Here is a 20,569-nt window from a genome sequence, read left to right on the forward strand (position 1 = left end):
TTTGATTGATTTAAAATATTTTTTGAATAAAAATTGAGATTAATAATAGGATAAAAGAAATCATAGTTGATAGTGTTCTAATATTGTGATACATGTTCCAGTGACCTTCATAATAGGTTCTGAAATTTTTTAATTCTAAAGCGTTGAGTTGACTAATATTTAAAGCTTCCAATTCATTGTTTAAGGGAACATTCCCAAGGGCAGTAACTCCAAAAGTACCCAGTAAATAAATCATTGTTGATGATAGCAGAAGCCAAAAGACAAGCTTGTTATTAAACTGTAAGGCAGTGTTTAATATTAAAGCAGCTAAACTTCCAAAAAAGATTAAAAAGAATAGCGGATTTAGAATTTCCTTGTTGATATTCTGCATGGTTTCTAAATAAGTGAAGTTACTTACTTTTTTTGTGCCTAAAATGACCGAAACCGACCAAGCAAAGAAAAAACCAGCAGAAAGACCATTTAATAATGTGGTGCTGAAAAACGTAATAGATTTCATGCTTTATTTTTTGCTTTTAATTATGAAGCAAATCTATTACGATTGTATCTTAGGGACTTATTCGGGAAGAACTATGATTTATTCGAAAAGAATTTTTAAACCTGACTAGGTCTATAACCAAACTTTTTTTCAAAAGCATTTGAGAAAGAGCCAAGACTATCGTAGCCTACAGCCCATGCAGCTTCCTGAATGCTTTTTTGTTCATTTTTAATAAGATTGTAGGCCTTTTTTAATCGTTCATTCTGAAGGTATTTAAAAACAGGAACACCAAATTGCGCTTTAAATTCTTTTTTCAGTTTGTTGGTATTGGTGCCTATTCTCTGGGCTAATTCGGTTAGGGAAGGAGGATTTTCTAAATCGGACAATAGGATATTTTGAGCCAAATTTATTTTTTCTAATTGGGCAGTATCCGTTTTAATAGTTTGTTGGTTGGCCAGTTGTCCAAAATAATGCGCAAGCAATGCAGTCATATGGCTTTTGTAAAACATCATTTTAATACCTCCGTCATAGGTGTTGCTAAAGAATTGTTCAACTAACAGAAACATCTCAGGCGTCATGTTGAATACGGGGCCTTCTACATAACTATCTTTTGGGTGAACTAATTGGGATAAAAATTGTTCTAAAAACAGACCTTCTCCATTTGGTAGCTTATCTAAGCTTTTTAATGTAGTTGCAATAACCAAACATTGTAAAGGCTTAAGTTCTGAAACGTGATGTTGAAACTCTACTTTATCGTCAGCATAAAAAGACAGTACCATGCCTTTGGTATGATGAAAGGTTTTGGTTTTTTCGTTGTACTTTACCGTTAAACCAACATCACCAGATCCATAAAACGCTATAGCTATAACAGGCTCGTCAAAAAAGCAGGAGTCTACCAAGGTTTTATCGGTAGAAGCTTCTTCCAATAAAATAGTGCAATCGTTTATGTCTAAGATTTCACGATTCATGTTGAATTGTTAGCCTATTAACAAGATAAATATAGATAAAATCAAAATAATATAACTAGGCGTTAAATCCCGATTGACACTGTTTAATTTAAAATATTCACTATTTCCAATTCTGAAGTCTATCGAGATACAGGTAGCTTTCTACAAATTTTCTATGAGTAGAATCGGTCATTATCTCTACTAACTCAAGGGCAGAAATGTAACTAGCCAAATTACCGTTAGAGGATAAAAACTTTCCGTCTTTTATATAGGTTATCAAACTGTCATTCTGAACTTTTAGATTAGGATAATCTTTTTGTAATTGTGTGCCACCACCAATCCAAGTCACAATTTTGTGTCCATCGGCAATTCCTGCTTTACCTATTAATTGTGCTCCGCCACAATTGCTGACAGTGTAATCTGTCTCTTGGTTCTTTTCTTTTATGAAGTTTACAATATTGTTGTTATGTACTTGCGAATACATATCATAAGCGCTTGGCACAAATAAAGCTGTTAATTTCGGACAGTTTTCAAAAGTATAATCAGGAAGGATTTTAATACCTTCTTCGGTAGTAATTGGGTTTTGAGTTTCGGCAATTGTAATTACATTAAAAAGCTGTTCTCCATTTTCCGTAGGCTTAGCAAAAACATCTGAAGTGGCAATAATTTCACTTTGTAATACTCCATTGTACATCAAAAGCCCAATGGTTGGTAATTCAGATTTAAAAGGTTTTAGGTGTTTTGTGAGTGTATCTGAACTTTGTTGGTTCAGTTTTTCAATATTATTTTCTTTATTATCTGACTTATTAGAGTTACAACTCGCTATGAATATTAAAAGTATAAATAGAAGACTATTTTTCATCCTTAAAATTTCTCTCAAATATCGTTAATTTCTATGTTGTTGCCAACCATCACTGTTTTACTTTGCGAACTACATTTTTTCTTTAATCGCTTTTCTCCAAAAATAAATTCCGAATAGACAAGTAACAATAGCGAACATAATTCCGTTTTCTCCAAGCCAATGCTCGGTTCCTTTGATACTAATTGTTAATTCGGGTAATATTTTTTGAATATACACATTGCTAACAGCATGAAATATAACTGCTGGCCATAAACTTTTGGACTTAAATGTGTAGTAGGTCATCATAAATGACATGGATATTATTACAATATAAAATGAGATTAATTCTAAGATTACATTCTCGCCATAGTATACTATCACTGGCCAATGCCAAGTAGCCCAAATAATACCGCTAAAAATAGAAACACCAGTAAATGAAAGTACTTTTCTTAACTCGTATATAAAAAAACCTCGCCAACCAATTTCTTCTCCTAGCGTAGTTGCCGCTGATCTGATAACTTCGGTCGTTCCTACTAAAATAATAGCTATAATTAATGTAAATGTGGGACTTAATGTACCAATACCAAATAGCCCCAGTTCTTTTCCCCAATTTGTAATCGTTTCATCGTTTGCAAAATTTCCAAAACCAAAACTCCAGATTAATATGTAGGTTATAATACCGTACAAAGCAGGTGTAAAATAGGAAAGTCGTATATACTTCCAATTTCCCCAGTTCCAATTTAGGGATGAAATAGGTCGCTTCTTTAATTTTAAAGTAATTATTGTGGCTATAGCAGGACACCACATTAATGATCCTATGTATATTCTGGAAGGGTATAGGTTAACTATTGCATAATGAAATAAAGCACTAATAACAGTAACAATGGCTAGAAATAAAAGAATAGTTTTCCATGCATCTCTGCACTCCGATGGATTTTTAAGCATTTGGTTTTTTGATTGGTTTGTCTTAGGAAGACGAAGCGGTTAGAGTTTCGTTACAGAGTCTTTAAAGCCAATATGTAACCTTATTTGTAGGAAGTAATGATTTATTTCTTTGTAGAGATGTTTTTAATTTCTGCAAGGACTAAAATTTGTTGCATTTTAGTTCTACTATTTTATAAATTGTTTCTTTTCGGTTAATTGGTTCAGTGGTAATTATGATTCAGTCGATTTCATTCAGACTTCATTTTCCTGTCCAAAACCAAATTGTAGATTGAATAGAATTATTAAAAACAGTATTAAGATTTTATTTTTTATCATACAGTTTGCTGACATCTTTTAAGTTGGTTGCTTTATTGATTTCATAAAAATAGTTCAGTTGCCATTTCTGAGTTTTTTCTGCCTGTTTATTCAGCGTTTTATCCCAAACAGGATACACTCTAAAGCCTCTTTTTCCATCCTTTTTTTCTGAGGTTACAAAACCTTTATTGATTAATTCGGATTTTGGAAATACAAACTGTCCAAAACGATCTCCAGATTTAGCGTTAATTACATAAAAATCAAATAAGTCATTTTCGGAATAAGGTTCTGTTTCTCCGTTTTTATTACGTTTCCAAAATGTCACAAATTGCCCAACTTTTTTAGGTGTGATTTTTGAACTTCTGGAAATAATTTTCATTCCATTGAGTTCAAATTGACAGGCATCATACTCTGTTCCTTCATGTTCATTTTTCAGTTCGGAAATATTGAGAGATAGCTTGTTGTAAATTTTGGTTTTAACCTCAATAAGATTTCTATTCAGAGTTTCAAATTTAGTCATTTGTTTTCTTAATCCATTTTTCCAAAGTAATTACCTTTGGTTTATTCTGTTTATCATTCCATTCCGCCCAAAGTCCAATTTCATTCCCAAAATTTACTGCTAGTTTTGCGTCTGATACGACAACTCTCTTTGCAAATATTTCATTCGGTTCAGAAATTCCGCTTCCCCAATTCCACAACTCTTTTTCAATACCATCATTCCATCCAGAGTAATAAATTTCCTCACTTAATTCCTCTATCAATGAAATGATAATTTTTTCTTTATCCTTTTTAGAAAATGAGTTCAGTTCAGCTTTATATTTCAGCAAAAGAGTAGTTTCAATTTTTACAACTCCTTTTTCTTTACTCAAACTAATCAGTTCTTTTACTTTCTTATCGTTTAATCCAGAAACTTTATTTTGACTCAACAGTAAGTTCAATTTCGTTAAGTCAGATTCTAAAATAGCTGATTTAAGCTCTTTCATTTCTTGGCTTGGAAAATGTTCTATAATGGTTTGTATATGGTTTCGTTGCGAGAAAATCTGCGAGAATTTTCCGCCGTAAACCGAAGATAGCAAATTTGTGAAGACTTTTCGAGAGGAAAGTTAGAAGCAATGAACTATAGCTGTTGTTATGTATGGTTATTTTTCCTTAACATAAAATGTATAAGTCTCTTCTTTTAGAGTCTTTCGCCTTGCCTTTCTATTTATAATTAGACTTCTCTCATCAATAACGTGATGGTGATAACCATCAGAACCTTTTTCAATTGTGGGGTATAATTTATTTTTAAAGAGTTTTCTTTCAATTTCAAAAAGCCAAATTTCTCCGTTTTCAAATTCCAAACTGTAAGGATCAAACAGAATATCTTTTGAATTATATTTTGAATACTTTATTCTCTCCTTTCTAACTAGTTCAAACTTTGAATCTGATTTATATTGGTAAAATTTTATTAGACTATCTGTGATTTCAATAATGTCAGAAAAACTTCCAGGATATGGGTTAAAATTTAGTTCTTTCAATTTCCATCGTCCACTTAACCTCTTTGTTTTATCTTTTCTATACATTGGAAGTAATGAGTCTATTATTTCTTTTGATTTTTTTGATTTTGAAGAAGTAGAATCAAAAAGTTGAGCAGAATGAAAATATTTTAAAGCTTTATTTAAATTTCTTTTATTCAAGAATTTAACTCCTTTACTATAATTAACATCCACCCATTCTTCCGAATTAGGAACAGACCCACTCTTCATAGAATTGCAGCTAAATAATAAAGCAAATATTATTAATAGGTAGAAGTATTTCATAATTATACATCTTAAGTTTACAATCCATTACATTTAGACTATTAATCAGAAAGCACAAAAGAGAGGATTAAGGTTAAGTTATACAGTGAAGCACAGACTTCGACAACAATGATAATCCCCTCTCTTTTCTACTTAGATATCGTTCAGTTCTGTGAGCCTTTAGAGCTCGTTTTTAAGTTGTTGATGCTAAAGTAGATTGTCCTTTCAAAATCACTTCATATGACTAAAGATAAAGAAATTTATGGTATAGACATCAGTAAAAGCGTCTTCGATGTTTATAGTACAGCGAGTGGTCACAATCAATTAAACAATGATGACAAAGGCTTTAAGTTACTTTTAAAAGCATTACCACAAAATGCACTAGTAATAATGGAAGCCACGGGCTACTACCATTACCGATTAGCGCAGTATTTGCACACGCATGGTGTGACTGTCTCAGTTGTTAATCCCTTATCTGTAAAACGCTTTATCCAGATGCGCTTGTCAAAAGTAAAGACCGATAAGAGCGATGCAAAGGCCATATGCGATTATGGTGAGCACAATGCTGTTCCTTTGTATAGTGCCTTAACAGAGGTTCAGGCAGAATGTTTGCAGCTTTTCAGGTTATTGGATATTTATATAAAACAGCGTACAGCCATCAAAAACAAGATCAAAGGAGAAGAAGCCTTAGGGAAACCATCACGTTTTGTGTATCAATCGCTCAAAAGAAACCAAGGATACCTTACCAAGGAAATAAAAGGCTTAGAAGAGCGGCTTTTAGAACTGGTAAAAAGCGAACAGCAAGACCAACTAACACTATTGAAGAGCATCCCAGGAATAGGAGTAAAAACAGCCTTATTTTTAATAGTACTAACAGATGGCTTTAATAAGTTTGAAAATGCTAAACAATTGTGCAGTTATGTTGGTATTACGCCAACCATAAGAGCATCTGGCAGTAGTGTTAGAGGACGAAGTAGGATCAGTAAGATCGGAAACAGGAAATTAAGAAACCTGCTTTTTTTATGCGCATTTTCAGCATGCAATCATAACAAGGCTTGCAGAGAGTTATACGAGCGTATTATAGCCAAAGGCAAGAGTAAAAAATTAGCCTTAATCGCGGTAGCTAACAAGCTACTGAAACAGGCCTTTGCTATTGCTAAATCAAAATTACCCTTTGATGAAAATTATGTGTCAAATTTAAACTAGAAAAGCTTGGTTTTTAACTCAGTTCTTTGTTACCTGCTGGTTTCAATTCAGTTTTTTCAATTCATTCTCAATTTTAATATTCAACATATTGAGTTGACTATCGTATTTGTCCGTATCCTCGGAAACTGCTTTTTTGATTAGTAAAAATGCTTCAAGTCTTAATTCTGAATATTTTAATAGAGTTTTATTTTGGTCAGATAAATCAGATGGCAAGCCATCAATATTATCTAATTCATTTATTATCTTAATATTCCTTTCCCATTTAGGGATGACTTTATTATCTAATTCAGATAACAATGTTGAATTACTTTTGAACCCAATATTGTCATAAAAAGTTAAGGATTCATTTTCGTTTTTTGAGAATTCGGCAATTTTAGTATCATAAATTTCATAAGCGGGATTACTTGATTCAAGGTATGCGTAGCCAAATATTCCAATTCCAATTATTAGTAACGATATCAGTCCAATTCCAGCCGCTCTCCAACCTGAAAAAAAGGAATTATTATTTTCTTTATGCGCTTTTAAAATATCTCCTTGTTTCCATTCAACAATTCCCCAAATAACTCCAGTATATATCAGAGGAATTAATTGTCTTGGAATTTTATCAATTATTTGTTCTGGAAGCATAAATATTCCACCAAAAAGGATTATTGTAGTAACTATTCCAATTATTAATGATTTTCTTCCGTCATCTGGTTTATTTAATGCTTTGAAATTTTCACTAATCAAATATCCAGCAGCTAAAGGTCCACCTAAAAAAGTTGCTCCGCTTATTGCTTTTGATGAATAAAGTTTAATATTTTCTGTCGTATTCTCTATTTGATTTTCTGTTTTTGTCATTTTTTTAGCTTGCAGGTAACGGTAGCTTATAACCGTCAGTTACGGTTTTAAAGTTAATAACTTTGGTTAAGCACAGACGTTAGCAATTCCGAGTGGATTCGGACGCAGTCGAATCCGCCGTAATTGCGATTATACATGTTGTGCACAGTATTTAATTTAGTTTTCTAATATAGAGTCTAATTCTGTGAGTCGGTTTTATTGTAATCATTCCTTTTTTCTCATAATAATTGGAAGCTACAACGTACATTTCAATTTCCGTTTTGTCATCTGGATACCACTTACAATTCCTATTCAACCCTCCTTTTTGGTTTGCGAGTTTTATTTCAGATAAGTTTCCATTGGATTCCGGTTTACCATAAAGGTTTGTTATTTGCTTTTCTAATTTTTCAAATTTTCTAATTAGTTTCTTTTGAAATCTTTTCGATTGCTTTTCTCCCTCTTCACCAAAATGTCTTACATCCCATTCATAAAGAACTTTTGACATCGTAGAATCTTTTTCTTTGAAGTACAAATAAGTAATTAAGTCAGGAATAACTTTTTCTGTTCTTTGAAATTTAATCGGTTGTGAGTTTCCACTGAATGAAACGTGATTAGAATTGGTAGTTATTCTTTCACTTCCTAAACTCTTTTCCATTTGGATATATTCGTTCAGTGAAGTATTATGAATATCAAATCCGTATTCTTGTCCGAAAACTGTAATTCCAATTAATAAAAGTCCAAGTGTAAATAGATTTTTCAAAGGTTTTTTCATATTGTGAGCAACGTCTCGGTGTATGAAAAGTAAAGGTTTTTGTGAAATTACTTTTCGGACGTTGTGGTTGTTTGTTTTTGCGGTGAACTTTAGGCTTCACCTTTAGCCTTTATTTTTTATATACGGTGTTGTAAAACGTTTTTTATTTTTCGCTTTGATTGCCAGTCCGATGTTATTTATTAAATTTAGTTCAAATTTTTATATTATGACACAAAAACAATTTGACGATTTAGATAAACTTATTTCCGCTACAACTGATAACACAGCTAAAATCGGAAAAAGAGTAGATAACCATGCAGTAATTTTAGAAAGTATTAATTCAGGAATAACCGCAATATTGAAAAATCAGAAAATCTTATTAGACGAAATATCAAAATTAAAAAAGTCTAATTAATCTCTTTATACACTCTTACAGATTCGGCATTACATAAATAATTTGTAAAACCGAAGTCTATTTCTACTTTCAATCCTTTGTTTTCAGCTTCTTTTTTTAAAGAGCTTAATTCAAGTAGTTTTTCAGTTAGATTTTTCTTTATTTGACTGTATTCTAATTCAGTTGTGTTCATTGTTTTTTTAAATGTTTTACAACTAAGGTATATACTTACCTTTTAAATTTCAACTAAAAATACAACAAATGCCAATACAGTCAATTACTTAGACAATTTTAAACGACAACAAACACTTACAAATGAATTTAAATAGGTAAATACCGACTAATTTTTACCAACTCTCTCATCTTTGCCATGTTGAATCACTGAAGGTTCAATAGTATTAACTGTTTAACATTAAAATTTAGAAATTATGAACGCATTAAAAAACAAAGTACAGTTGATTGGTCATTTAGGAAAAGATCCAGAAATCATTAATCTAGAATCGGGCAAAATGCTTGCTAAGTTTTCTCTAGCAACTAATGAAAGTTACAAAAACGGCCATGGCGAAAAGGTAACCGATACCCAATGGCACAACATTGTAGCTTGGGGAAAAACAGCACAAATTGTAGAAAAATTTGTAAGCAAAGGTAAAGAGGTTGCTATAGAAGGAAAATTAACCACACGCTCTTGGGAAGATAAAGATGGTATGAAACGTTATGTTACCGAAGTAGTGTGTAATGAGCTGTTGATGTTAAGCAAATAACATCATAGAAGAGTTTAAAATAAAATAGACATCAGAAGAATTTTATAACACTTAAAATTTTTCTTCTGATGTCTTTATGTTTTTGCCAGATATGTCTAGCAAAATTTGTTTACAATTTGAAAGTATCTCTATAATAAACTAACTAACTCTTCTCAAATTATAACTATACTTTTATTGGGCACTCCAGCCACCATCTAGCGCAAATGAAGTACCTGTAATTGTGGTTGAAGAATCTTTAGCTAATAATAAAGCCATGTCTCCAATCGCTTCTAAAGGCACAAAATCTTTAACGGCTTGTTTTTTTAGCATTACTTTTTCTACAACTTCATCTTCGGACATGTTATGAGATTTCGCTTGGTCTTTTATCTGTCCTTCAACTAAAGGTGTTTTTACATAACCAGGACAAATAGCATTGCATGTAATGTTGTACGATGCTCCTTCAAGAGCCATCACTTTAGTCATACCAATAACTCCATGTTTTGCGGCTACATAAGCTGTTTTATATTCCGAAGCCCTTAAACCATGTACTGATGAGATATTAATGATTCTACCAAATTTTTGATATTTCATTTGTGGCCAAGCTGCTTTAGAGGCATAAAAGGCCGCATTCATATTAATGGCAATGATATTCTCGTATTTTACATTTGGAAATTCTTCTATTGGTGATACAAATTGAATACCAGCATTGTTAACCAAAACATGCAAGGCACCAAATTCTTTAATTGTAGAGCTAACGAGATCTTCAATCTCTTCGGATTTTAGCAAGTTAGCATTAGAAAAAGCTACTTTGATATCATGAGCATCACCTACGGATTTTGCAATGTCGGCACCATTATCTTCCAAACCATGAAACATAATGTTATAACCTTCTTTTGCAAAATGCTTGGCAATACCTAAACCAATACCACTTGTGCTTCCTGTGATAAGAGCAACTCTATCCATTGTTCAAAAAGTTTTGTAAAGCTTCATTAAAAGCTTCAGGTTGATCTATAACAACTCCGTGTCTTGAGTTTTTAATAACAGCTAATCTGGCATCATACATACGTTCTACATAATCTTCCTTGAAAGAAATAGGAGTGTAATCCATATCTGAAGCTACAACCAGCGTTCGGGTTTTAATGTCTTTTAGCTTTTCGCCTAAACCCCAATCCATCAAAGTGACAAAGGAGTTGTAATACGCATCATAGTCATTTTGTTTGCAACGTGCTTCAAACTCATTACGCAATGCAACTTGGGAATCTTCAGGAAACATGTTAAACGAAATTTCTTTAGCTAAAGCATCAAGCCCTTTTGTTTCCAAGAATTTTGTTCTTCCATTGAGTAAATCTTCTCCGATTTGCCCCATATTATTAAAATCCGGACCACTATTTACAATAACCAAATTGTCTAAATAGTCAGGATGTTTTACGGCAAAGTCGAAAGCAACAGCTCCTCCCATAGAAAAACCAGCAATAGTAGCTTTAGTTATGCTTAATGCATCCAAAAAAGCTTTAACATCTTCGGTCATAAAATGGACACCGTAATCTTCTTTGGGTTTTGTAGAATCACCATGACCACGAAGGTCTAAAGTAATAACACGATAATTTTTAGAAAAGAATGGGACTTGACCGTCCCAATCTTTCTTAGTAGATCCTAAACCATGAAGTAATAGTAAGACCTTACCACTTCCATTATCTTCATAAGATAGCTCTACATTATTAACTCTAATTTTTGGCATTATTTTAAAACTTAATCTGTAGAGTTCTTTTTGTTTTTGAAAAAATTCACGTTGTATTTAAGTTCGAAAGACACCAATCTTCCAATTGCAGGAGATGCTACGAACTCTCTCATTTCAGAATCGAATAAGTTGGTAACATTAAGACCAAAAGAGACATTATCATTTAGGCTATATCCAATATTGGCATCTACTACAAAGCCTCCTAAAGGACCGTAGTTCCATGTTCTTCCAACTTGAGCATTTTCTACAATTTCATTTACGCCATCACCATCTAAATCTTGAGTTTCAGCAGCGACATTAATTCCTGAGAAGAAATCGTAATCTTCTATCCAACGACCATAAATAGCTCCGTAGAATTTATTTTTATTATAGTGTAAACCTAAATTGAATTTATTAGAAGGTGTGTTGATTGGTAGCTCACTTTCAAGAACTACACCATCTAAGTTACCATCATTATCTAAATCGTCAGTATCTAAACTACGTCCAAAATATGAGTAGTTAAGTGAAGCTCTTAATGCATCTGAGAAGTAATAATTCAACCCGATATCAATACCATAAGTATCAACACTACCAAAATTACTATAGGTTAATAAAGCAGGTGAAGCACTAGCTCCTGGAGAAACTTCATCTATTGGCGTGCCTCCAATCTCTGTTACATAAACATTGTTTGCTGCATCAGCAATATTACGTAGTGGGCTAATAAAGTTTTCTGACATGTTGTAGTAAGCACTAACATCAATGTAGAATCTATCTGATAATTGTCCTTTAAAACCAGCTTCAAATGAGTTGATAGTTTCAACTTCTAAGGCATCTATTGTATTTCCGTTACTAAGCGTAAAGCCTTCTCCGTTTCCTAATACTAAACCACCGAATAAGTTTCCTTTTAAGTTAAGTATTGATGGTACAGCCATACCTCTTCCGTATGTTAATCGGAATGTTCCGGCATCAACAGATTTTGTAATTGCAGCTTTTGGTAAGAAGTTAGTGCCGTATAAATCGTGGTTATCTGCACGTAGTCCTAATAAGAAATTCCATCCGTTATCTAACTTATATTCAAATTGTCCGTAAACACCTGTTTGTCCGATTTCTATTGGTCCATCTTGATCTAAAAGATATGTGCCGTCTGAATCTGCCATATCACGTTGGTATTGTGCACCAACAGTTAGGTAAAACTTATCCCAGTTGTTATTGTACTGTGCTTCTGCATTGAAACGTTCAGAAGCATCTTTAAATAAGGCTCCTCTAGGTATAGCAATTCCAAAAGCAGGAACCCATTGCTCATACAAAGCTCGGCTCCAAGACTCTTCTTCCGAAAAACCATTTTCTATAAATGACACATAGTTTTGTGTACGCTGATTTATAGCGTAAGTATCGTCTGTTCTACTCCAAGTGTAGTAAGTATTAGCAAAGAAATTTTTAGAAACAAACTTTACTTGTGCGATGTCTAGCGTCCAATCTTTAATCTGGTTTCTACCAGCATTTGTAACAGCCAAGTTAGTGTTGTTACTATGACCATAATATCCTATTAATTCAGAGCTTTTTCCTGTTTTGTAATGAACAGCTCCTCCGTATTTTAAGGCATCAAAATCACGATCTAAATTCTTTTCTGTGTAAGCAGTGTTGCCAACATATACAGAATCTACATACTGAAACTCTCTACCAGCAGTTCTTTCAAAATGAACTTTATAAGATAATTTATCGTTTATAACTTGAGCGTGTCTAAACCTTCCTGTTATAACGTTTTGACTACCTCCACCAAAAACAAATGTAGTACCTTCTGATGTTCTTGGATTTTTTGTAATAGTACTTACTAAACCATTATGAGCATTAGGTCCGTAAAGCGTTCCGTTAGGGCCTAATAAGATTTCAACACGTTCTACATCATCTTTTGTTACGGTAGAAAAAGAACCGTATGGTAAACCTGTAGCAATTAACATTGATACACGATCGTCTGTTATTTGAAGATTTTTAGAGTTGAATGCAGAGTTAAAACCTCTAATGTTTATACCTGTTCCTAAAACACCAGTACGCACAAAGTCCACACCTTTTTGTCTGGCAGCTAGTTCACCAATATTAAAACTAGGGAATTCTTGAATATCCTTAGCTCTAATAACACTAACAGATGCTGGTACATCAGTTATTTTTTGAGGTTGTTTGCTCGAAGTAATGATTACTTCATTTAACATACTGTCTGTTTCTTTTAAAGTAGTGTTTAAGGTTGTTGTTTGACCCGCAGAAACTGTAACGCTCTGCATCACGGTTTCAAAACCTACGTAAGAAATAGAAACGTCATAAAGGCCTTCTTCAATATCATCGAGAATAAAGTTACCGTCAAAATCTGTAACAGTACCTTTATCTAAGGTTTTAATGTAAACCGTTGCACCAGACATTGGCATGCCGTCTTCAAGGGTTACTTTTCCTTCGATTTTGCCAGTGGTTTGTGCACCAACAACAAAGGAACCAATGATGGTTAGCAATAGAAATAGTTTTTTCATAATGTAGTCTTGTTGTTTAATTAGTTTTCTATGGCAATCTATCATGAAAAAGAAAAAATAAGCATGAGATTTTTAGAGTAATAAAATGTGACTTTTTTAGGTTTTGATGTTTTAAAAAGTATTTAATTTATTTAAAATCAATGTTTTAAATACTTTTATTCTATGTGTGACTTTAGTTTAAAAAAAGCCTCTGGAAGGTTGTTAGAAAGCTTGTCTATAACCTTAAACATCAGTTGTTTTTGATTTAAATTGGGTTTAATATGCTTTAAAGGCTCCTTAATTTCATCAAGCAAACGTTCAGAATTTATTTTGCCTTCCATGTATCTTGAAAGAGAAATACTCCACGATACATTAGGTACATAATTAATCTTTTTTGAACGCTCTTTTTCTCTTTCGGTAAGGTTGAATTTTGAAGATAGTTTTAAGACTTCTTCATATTTTTCTCGTGCAATTAAGATATTGATGTAAGATGTAAAAAAATGATGCCAACGATGCTGAAGTACTTCATCTTTATATTTTTTAAGGAACGTTTTGGCAGTAGCTTCTGCAAGTTCTGATTTACCTAGTTCTGCATGAATTCGTATGAGGTAAGAACAAAACCCTATCTTTTGATGGAAGTTATGGACGTCTCTATATAAATCCTTGTAATTTTCAAAGAGATCAAAAGCTTGTTTAGGTTTGTTGTTTCTAAGTAAAATGGCCGCCAAATTATTGACATACATTAGTGTGTCGTTATTGTTTTGCCTTATAGATAAGTAACCGTAATATTCAGCTTCCGAGAATTCATTTTGTTTAGAGTGTAACAAAACTCTACTCGCATAATAATTGGACAGCAAACGTCTGGAGTACATTTCACCTTTGCTGAAATAAATGTCTATATAATCGAAGAGTGATTGTAGTTTGTCGTTTTCATTATAGTTGGTGTACATGAAAGCTAATAAAACAAAAGCCTGATACCTGTTTTTACCATCAAGATTTTCATTTTTAAAAACCTCATATAGCCAAGATTCTAAATGCTTGGTTTCGTTATTATTTAAGGTGTATTGGTTTGTGATTTCGGTTGTGGCTTGGTAGAGTTTTTCGTGTATTTCTATGGCATTTTTATAAGAAGCTTCGTAACTGTTTAAGAAGTCTGCAATAACTTCATGATCTTTGTAGCGCATCCTTACAAGTAAATAAGATTTGTATGCTTTGGCAAGATCATAAATAGTCTGAAAATTGTATTCTACGGTTTTGTACTGAACAATATATTGAAGGAATTCTAACTCTTCGGTTGAGGTTATGGCATCTGTAAGAATCTTTTTCTTAAGGGTAATTATCCAATCAATGGTAGCGTCTACATCAATACTAGCAAGCTTTTTTTCAACCCAATCTTTGATGTAGGAGTATTTTCGCTTATTGATGGAAGTGTCAAAATCCTTGAATTCAATTTTCGATAAGGCATTGGTGATTAAAAGATTTATGATTTGAAGCTTTTCTTCATCTGTAAATTGAATTACAGATTGGAGATAATTGGCCTCATGAGGTAGAATGGTTTTGCTAAATTCAGTAAATTTTTTGAGTTTCTGTTTCATTAATTATTCACCTTCTATAAAATCTTCTATGAGCAAGTTCACGTCTTTGGGTTTTTCAAACTGAACAAAATGACCAGATTCATCAACGTATTTTAAATCCACATTTTTTATTTCCTCAAGTGCTATGTTGCCTACTTTTTCAACAGTTAGTGTTGGGTGAAAATAACGATTTGGAATAAGCATATCGTTTTTCCCAAAGATGACTAGAGTTTGTTGGCTGATGTTTTTTAAATCTTCAAAAGCAGGATCGTCAATCATGCCAGAAACACTTTTTACAATAGCTCCGCAATGTTCTTCAAAATCTGATGATGATTTAATTTTGATACGATCTTCTATCATTTTTGAAACATCTTCTGGTTGCTTATAAAAATTTAGCGCATAGTTTTTTCTGATTTGCTCATCTGTAGTGTGTTTTACCATGTCTGTTGTGTAGATACTTTTTATCATGGCTCCTTCGGTTTCCGAAAATTGTTCTAAACCAGCAGGTGCAACCAAAATCAATTTTTCTACAACTTCAGGATGTTGTGTAGCTAGTTTTATACTTGCTTGTCCTCCCATGGAATGCCCAATTAAAATGACATTTGTTAAACCCAATTTTTCAATAAAATCATGAGTTACTTCGGCAAAAAAGCTTGAAGTATAGTTGGCTTTAGGTTTTGAGGATTTGCCATAGCCAGGCAAATCCAAAGCAATGCAAGTATATTTTTCACTTAGGCTTTGAATGTTTTTTGACCAAGCGTCTGAATTACTACTAAGACCGTGAACAAATAATAAGGTCTTTTCTCCTTTTCCTTCTTTTATATAACTTATTGTTAGACTGTCTAGCGCTAAAGAATAGGTTTTAAATTTGTATTCTGAAAGTATGTCTTTCATAGGTTTTTGTTGGTGCTGTGAGAAAATTGTGGTGCTAATTAGTGTAAAAAAGAATACTAATTTTAGTTGTTTCATTTGTTTAGGTTTTTACCGAATTGAAATATTTTAAAAGCTTTTTTCTTGAGACTTTACCAATACTGGTTAGTGGAATCTCGTCTAAGAAAAAGATATATTTAGGATGTTTGTAAGCTACCAATCTGTCTTTAAGAAGTGCTCTTACATCTTGAGCCGTTAAGGCTTTATTAGTTGAGGTTACAAAAGCAATGCCACATTCACCCCATTTTTCATCTTTAATACTGAGAACTACGGCTTTTTTTATATCAACTAGAGCTTCAAGATGAGTTTCTATTTCTTGAGGATAAATATTTTCTCCTCCAGAAATATACATATCGTTTTTTCGTCCTTTAATGTAGAGATAGCCTTCACTGTCTCTAAATGCAAAATCGCCAGTAAACAGCCAGCCTCTCTTTATATTATTGTTGGTTTTTACAGAATTGTTCCAATAGCCTGGTGTTACAATATTGCCCTTAATACACAGTTCACCAATGGTATTAGAAGTTACTGTTTTACCAGTTTTGTCAACAATTTTTGTTTCTAAATAGAAATTTGGTTTGCCTATAGAATTCGGTTTTAGCTGTGCCATTTTGTGGTGCAAAGATGTAATGCTAGGACCAGCTTCGGTTAAACCATAACCAGGTCTTATGTATATGTTTTTTTCGTTTTTCCAATGTGATACTAATTCTGGTGGTACTTTTTCACCACCAGAGATGATATATCGTAGTTTTTTTAGACTGATAGTTTTAAAACTAGGATCTTTCTGCATCATCAACAACATTGTTGGTAATGCCATAAATAGCGTTGTTTTATTAGCTTCTAGGAGATGAAGCACTTTCTGAGGATCGAACTTTTCTAGCATACCAATATGAGCGCCTTTGTGTAATAATGGAGTTAAAAACACATTCCAGCCAGAAGTATGGTAAGGAGGAAGCGTATTAATAGTAGAATCTCTAAAAGTAATACCCAATTGCATTGAAGTGTTAAGACTGTTCCAAAACAACATTTTATTGGTGTAAATAACTCCTTTTGGACGTCCTGTTGTACCAGAGGTATAAAAGATAAAAAGAGGATTGTTTTCTTTTATTTTATAGGTTCTAGATTCAACATAAATGGTGTCATCAAGGTAAAAATGTCTAATATCTTTAATGTTAAATATAGTTTTGGAACTAATGTTTAATTCCTCAAATTTTTCAATATGATTAGAGCTGTAGATAAAAAGTGTAGGAGTACAGTCTAAGATTAACTTCTGAATTTCACTAACAGGAAATCTATAATTTAATGGTACTAAGATGATTCCTAATCGTTGGCAAGCGATAAAAAGAACGATGTACTCTAGGCCATGTTCGGCTAAAATCGCTATTCTATCTCCTTCTTGAAGACCTAATTTTTTGAATTTTTCAACTAATCTGTTGGCATAGTTGTTAAGGTCGCTATATGAGTATTCCTCCCCACTGTCATAAGACGTAAGTGCGATTTTATCTGGCGTATAATCTGCCCATTTAACTATCCAATCTAGCGTAATCACGTTGTTTATTTAAATCTAGTTTGTAAAATACGAATCCTATGACTAATGACGAAACAATTCCTATTGCTGCAGATACACCTGGATTATTCACAGGCTCTTGCATATAAGGTGTGAGTCTACCATAGTAAATTCCGAAATGAACAATGATAGCCGTAACACTGGCAATAAACACCGAACGCGTACTAACATTTTTAAGGAATGTACCAAATAAAACAGGAACAAACGCTGCGGCGAAATAGGCGTATACACCATTTTGAGCAAAAATAGCAACGCTCACATCAGGCGATTTTATTTGTTGCCAGCTCAGAACAAAGCTTACTATGGCTAGACCAATAATGACTATTTTATTAATCATAATGGTTTTATTTCCAATTTTCCCTTTTGAAATAGGATCGATAATGTCTGAAGTAATGGTAATTGATAACGACTGAATTAAACTTTCTAATGTTGAAAGTCCAGCTGAAATTAAGCCAACAACAATAATGAGTCCAACGCCAACAGAGAATTTAGTAACGACATAAGTTGGAATGATTTCATCCATTTTAAGTTTTGTGCCATTTACCATAAAATCTGGGAAACTTATTCTGGCATAAAGCCCTACTAAAACCACTAAAAAGAAAACAATCATAAATATTATGCCACTAGCTAAATAGGTATTTATCTTGCTAGAATCTTTCAATAATAGTGACTTTGTTATTATATGCGGTTGGCAAACAATAGCAACACCGATGACAATTTGGGTGACAATGATTTCAAAGTAATCTCTAAAAAGAAAGCTGCTTTCGTTTGTTGGCTTTGTTAAGTTAGGATCAATGGTATTCAGTTTTTCAACGATGCCTTCAATACCACTAGAGAAATATTCCCAACCCGAACCAATTAATATCAACGCCACAATAAACATAATTATCGCTTGAATAGTATTGGTGTAAACCATAGAGTTAGCTCCACCAAACATCATATAGCCAAAAACAAAAGCTGTAATAGAAAGTAAGACGTAGAAAGGTTCTGCATTCAATGCTTTTGAGATCACTTGAGTTAATCCAACATTGATAAGTACAATAAATGTTATAAGAAGTAAAGCTATTATTCCGAAGAAAAAGGCATAGTTTTTACTGTTGTAGCGTTTACCAATCCATTGTGCCATTGTTGTGGCTTTTACGGCATTTCCTTGTTTTACAAAACCTTTAGTGAACACTATAAGTGAGATAAAAGCAGCAATCGGCAAAACTATTGCAAAAGAAATAATACCAGAAAAGCCATAAAGTGCAATAAACCCAGGGTTAATTATAAACGTGGCAGCACTAGTCATGGAAGCGGCTAAAGATAGACCAACAACCCAAGCAGGAAAACCAATATTACCTACAGCATAATCTTTTATATCTGTATTTTTTTTGGCTCCTCGAATTACAAAATAGAGAATAACCAAAGCATATACTGCTAATAAAATACACATGTAGGTTACCCATTGGTCTGATGCTATCATATTTTAAAAAAATGTCTTCCTAACAAATAAAAATGAAATTCAATATTTAGAATAAATGATTTTATTTAAATATAGTGTGACTATTTGAATATTTCATTATAATTTATAAAATATTGAATAAATACAATGTTTTAATTAGGTGTGACTTAAATAAAAAGAAAAAGGGTAGCTCAGATAGCTACCCTTTTTCTTTTGTTATTTGTTAATAGGACTAATTCTTTATCAATTTTTTAGTCACTGAAATTCCAGCATCTACATCCATAATTTTCATAAAGTAAATAGCGCTATCTAATTCATCTAAATTAGAAAGTTCAATACTGTTATTTTTGGTTGTTTTTTCTACAGATTTTATGGTTCTACCATTCATGTCAATAATTTCAATTTGAAAGTTTTCACCCATACCTTCAGGTAAGTTAATGGAAACTGAAGATGTAAATGGATTAGGACTTATTTTTAAAGAATTTACATCAAAATCATTCACTTTTAAAGTGCCTCCACAAATAGACCAGCCCATATCTTCCATAAAACCTAAGGTTACTAAGCCTGGACTATGAATAGCCTCACCAGGTGAAATAAAAGGAGTCATTAAAGAATTAAGGTTGCCTGGAGGATATGTGTTTTCATCCCAATGGCTGTAACTAGACCCTGTGCTGAAAGAAAAAGGCGCGTACGTTGAAGGTTTTACATTACCATTTTGAGCCGTTGCAATAGGACCGTTACAGAATAAATTATTGCCAGTAAACTCAGATAACAATGCTGCCGAAGGATCTGTAAAACTTGTAATATCTGCAGGTGTACCATTTTCTATAAACTGATCCCAAACATTTACAAAACCACTATTTCTTAGTAAACCTTCTGTTGGTGTAGTCTCGTCATCAACTCTAGCAAAGCCTAACATGCCTAAGCCATGGCCCAATTCATGTAGTACTACAGAAACAAAATCTACTTGTCCTCCCGGTGTATTTCCATCTAATCCAAAATAGAAATTTGCTGTACTACTAAAAGTCGCAATAATATCAGTAGAAGGCAATGATCCATCCATAATTTCTTGATTTGTCAATTGCTCTGCTAAGGCTAGAGGGAAAACCGTGTTAGCTGGAAAGCCAGAGGTAGGCACAGTTACAAATCCGCCTGGTCCTGCACCTCCTAAAACGCCAGGACCTAGAGGTCCAAAATTAGCTGATACTCTTATAGGAATTGTGGTTACAATGGAAGCAGCCCAAATATCTACTGCAAATTGAAATGCAGCTTCTGCATCTGGAGTAAAACCATTATAATTTACGATAAAATTTCCGCAGCTACTACCCTGAGCATTTTTTTGAAAAACTTGAGCAGGTGCTTGAATATATGATTTATGAGAATAGGATGTTGGATGGTATTGACAGACATCCCAATCTACATCCACCCAAGTGATATTAGTATTTTGATTTTGACTAAAAGCGTGTATTGTTGAAATAAAAAAGGTTAAAACCAAGATAAGGTTTTTTAAAAAGTAAGGTTGTTTCATTTTAAGTTTTAATGATTAATAAAAGATTCAATGTATGTCATAACATTCTAAATACTACCTACGAAGTTTTTAATGTCAAGGTTTTTTTAAACTCACGCAAAATAAGGAAAGTATACTTTAATTTTTC

At 32.9% G+C, this 20,569-nt stretch carries 21 protein-coding genes; 3 read left to right on the forward strand and 18 right to left on the reverse strand.

All coding sequences use genetic code 11. The annotated features are described in order from the left end of the window. Window positions 1-10 precede the first annotated feature (10 nt). From AC2H4K_RS08475 to AC2H4K_RS08505, 7 genes are all read right to left on the reverse strand, one after another. Window positions 11-496, reverse strand: coding sequence for an anthrone oxygenase family protein (locus AC2H4K_RS08475; RefSeq protein WP_281140579.1), 486 nt, complete (start codon window positions 494-496; stop codon window positions 11-13). A gap of 95 nt (window positions 497-591) precedes the next feature. Then, window positions 592-1,443, reverse strand: a complete 852-nt coding sequence (locus tag AC2H4K_RS08480) for a helix-turn-helix domain-containing protein (protein ID WP_281140578.1) — start codon at window positions 1,441-1,443, stop codon at window positions 592-594. Window positions 1,444-1,543: 100 nt separating this feature from the next. Next, entirely contained in the window at window positions 1,544-2,284 is a 741-nt protein-coding gene (locus tag AC2H4K_RS08485) for a DJ-1/PfpI family protein (protein WP_281140577.1), read from the reverse strand. A 69-nt stretch (window positions 2,285-2,353) separates the two neighbouring features. Continuing rightward, window positions 2,354-3,208 (reverse strand): CPBP family intramembrane glutamic endopeptidase, encoded by an 855-nt coding sequence (locus AC2H4K_RS08490; protein ID WP_281140576.1) that lies wholly within the window; start codon window positions 3,206-3,208, stop codon window positions 2,354-2,356. Between the two features lie 301 nt (window positions 3,209-3,509). Then, a complete protein-coding gene (locus tag AC2H4K_RS08495) occupies window positions 3,510-4,022 on the reverse strand; it encodes a MepB family protein (protein ID WP_281140575.1) in 513 nt (170 codons plus the stop codon). Further along, window positions 4,015-4,485, reverse strand: coding sequence for a hypothetical protein (locus tag AC2H4K_RS08500; protein ID WP_281140574.1), 471 nt, complete (start codon window positions 4,483-4,485; stop codon window positions 4,015-4,017). The genes AC2H4K_RS08495 and AC2H4K_RS08500 overlap by 8 nt, the downstream gene beginning before the upstream one ends. 156 nt (window positions 4,486-4,641) lie before the next feature. Beyond that, a complete protein-coding gene (locus AC2H4K_RS08505; RefSeq protein WP_281140573.1) occupies window positions 4,642-5,301 on the reverse strand; it encodes a hypothetical protein in 660 nt (219 codons plus the stop codon). Between the two features lie 219 nt (window positions 5,302-5,520). Between AC2H4K_RS08505 and AC2H4K_RS08510 the strand changes: the two genes are divergently transcribed. Beyond that, window positions 5,521-6,486, forward strand: coding sequence for an IS110 family RNA-guided transposase (locus AC2H4K_RS08510; protein ID WP_281141647.1), 966 nt, complete (start codon window positions 5,521-5,523; stop codon window positions 6,484-6,486). Between the two features lie 42 nt (window positions 6,487-6,528). Here AC2H4K_RS08510 and AC2H4K_RS08515 read toward each other — a convergent pair whose 3' ends face one another. Then, window positions 6,529-7,326, reverse strand: coding sequence for a hypothetical protein (locus AC2H4K_RS08515; protein ID WP_281139330.1), 798 nt, complete (start codon window positions 7,324-7,326; stop codon window positions 6,529-6,531). Window positions 7,327-7,477: 151 nt separating this feature from the next. Further along, the gene (locus AC2H4K_RS08520) at window positions 7,478-8,077 is read right to left on the reverse strand and encodes a hypothetical protein (protein ID WP_281139329.1); all 600 of its coding nucleotides are present in this window, start codon (window positions 8,075-8,077) and stop codon (window positions 7,478-7,480) included. A 205-nt stretch (window positions 8,078-8,282) separates the two neighbouring features. Here AC2H4K_RS08520 and AC2H4K_RS08525 point away from each other — a divergent pair, with 205 nt between their 5' ends. After that, window positions 8,283-8,471, forward strand: coding sequence for a hypothetical protein (locus tag AC2H4K_RS08525; RefSeq protein WP_281139328.1), 189 nt, complete (start codon window positions 8,283-8,285; stop codon window positions 8,469-8,471). On the opposite strand, the gene AC2H4K_RS08530 is transcribed toward AC2H4K_RS08525, so the two are convergent. Beyond that, window positions 8,464-8,643, reverse strand: a complete 180-nt coding sequence (locus tag AC2H4K_RS08530; RefSeq protein WP_281139327.1) for a hypothetical protein — start codon at window positions 8,641-8,643, stop codon at window positions 8,464-8,466. The genes AC2H4K_RS08525 and AC2H4K_RS08530 overlap by 8 nt on opposite strands. Window positions 8,644-8,878: 235 nt before the next feature. Between AC2H4K_RS08530 and AC2H4K_RS08535 the strand changes: the two genes are divergently transcribed. Beyond that, on the forward strand, window positions 8,879-9,211 hold the full coding sequence (locus AC2H4K_RS08535) for a single-stranded DNA-binding protein (protein ID WP_281139326.1): 333 nt from the start codon (window positions 8,879-8,881) through the stop codon (window positions 9,209-9,211). A 171-nt stretch (window positions 9,212-9,382) separates the two neighbouring features. Here AC2H4K_RS08535 and AC2H4K_RS08540 read toward each other — a convergent pair whose 3' ends face one another. The 8 genes from AC2H4K_RS08540 to AC2H4K_RS08575 all read right to left on the reverse strand — a co-directional run bounded on the left by AC2H4K_RS08540 (window position 9,383) and on the right by AC2H4K_RS08575 (window position 20,442). Beyond that, window positions 9,383-10,153, reverse strand: a complete 771-nt coding sequence (locus AC2H4K_RS08540) for a 3-hydroxybutyrate dehydrogenase (protein ID WP_493743046.1) — start codon at window positions 10,151-10,153, stop codon at window positions 9,383-9,385. Next, complete coding sequence (locus tag AC2H4K_RS08545) at window positions 10,146-10,928, reverse strand: alpha/beta fold hydrolase (RefSeq protein WP_281139324.1); 783 nt, start codon at window positions 10,926-10,928, stop codon at window positions 10,146-10,148. The genes AC2H4K_RS08540 and AC2H4K_RS08545 overlap by 8 nt, the downstream gene beginning before the upstream one ends. Window positions 10,929-10,939: 11 nt before the next feature. Beyond that, window positions 10,940-13,423: a TonB-dependent receptor gene (locus AC2H4K_RS08550; protein ID WP_281139323.1), complete on the reverse strand. Its 2,484-nt coding sequence runs from the start codon at window positions 13,421-13,423 to the stop codon at window positions 10,940-10,942. Between the two features lie 155 nt (window positions 13,424-13,578). Then, window positions 13,579-14,997, reverse strand: a complete 1,419-nt coding sequence (locus tag AC2H4K_RS08555; protein WP_493743047.1) for a hypothetical protein — start codon at window positions 14,995-14,997, stop codon at window positions 13,579-13,581. A gap of 3 nt (window positions 14,998-15,000) precedes the next feature. Continuing rightward, entirely contained in the window at window positions 15,001-15,945 is a 945-nt protein-coding gene (locus tag AC2H4K_RS08560; RefSeq protein WP_281139321.1) for an alpha/beta fold hydrolase, read from the reverse strand. A 4-nt stretch (window positions 15,946-15,949) separates the two neighbouring features. Then, window positions 15,950-17,452 (reverse strand): class I adenylate-forming enzyme family protein, encoded by a 1,503-nt coding sequence (locus AC2H4K_RS08565; protein WP_281139320.1) that lies wholly within the window; start codon window positions 17,450-17,452, stop codon window positions 15,950-15,952. Then, window positions 17,427-18,935 carry a sodium/pantothenate symporter gene (locus AC2H4K_RS08570; protein ID WP_281139319.1) on the reverse strand — a complete coding sequence of 503 codons (1,509 nt, stop codon included), beginning with the start codon at window positions 18,933-18,935 and terminating at the stop codon, window positions 17,427-17,429. Before AC2H4K_RS08570 ends, AC2H4K_RS08565 begins: the two co-directional genes overlap by 26 nt. A gap of 211 nt (window positions 18,936-19,146) precedes the next feature. Continuing rightward, entirely contained in the window at window positions 19,147-20,442 is a 1,296-nt protein-coding gene (locus AC2H4K_RS08575; protein ID WP_281139318.1) for a T9SS type A sorting domain-containing protein, read from the reverse strand. Window positions 20,443-20,569 lie beyond the last annotated feature (127 nt).

Source organism: Winogradskyella sp. 266wxhm, assembly GCF_058964685.1.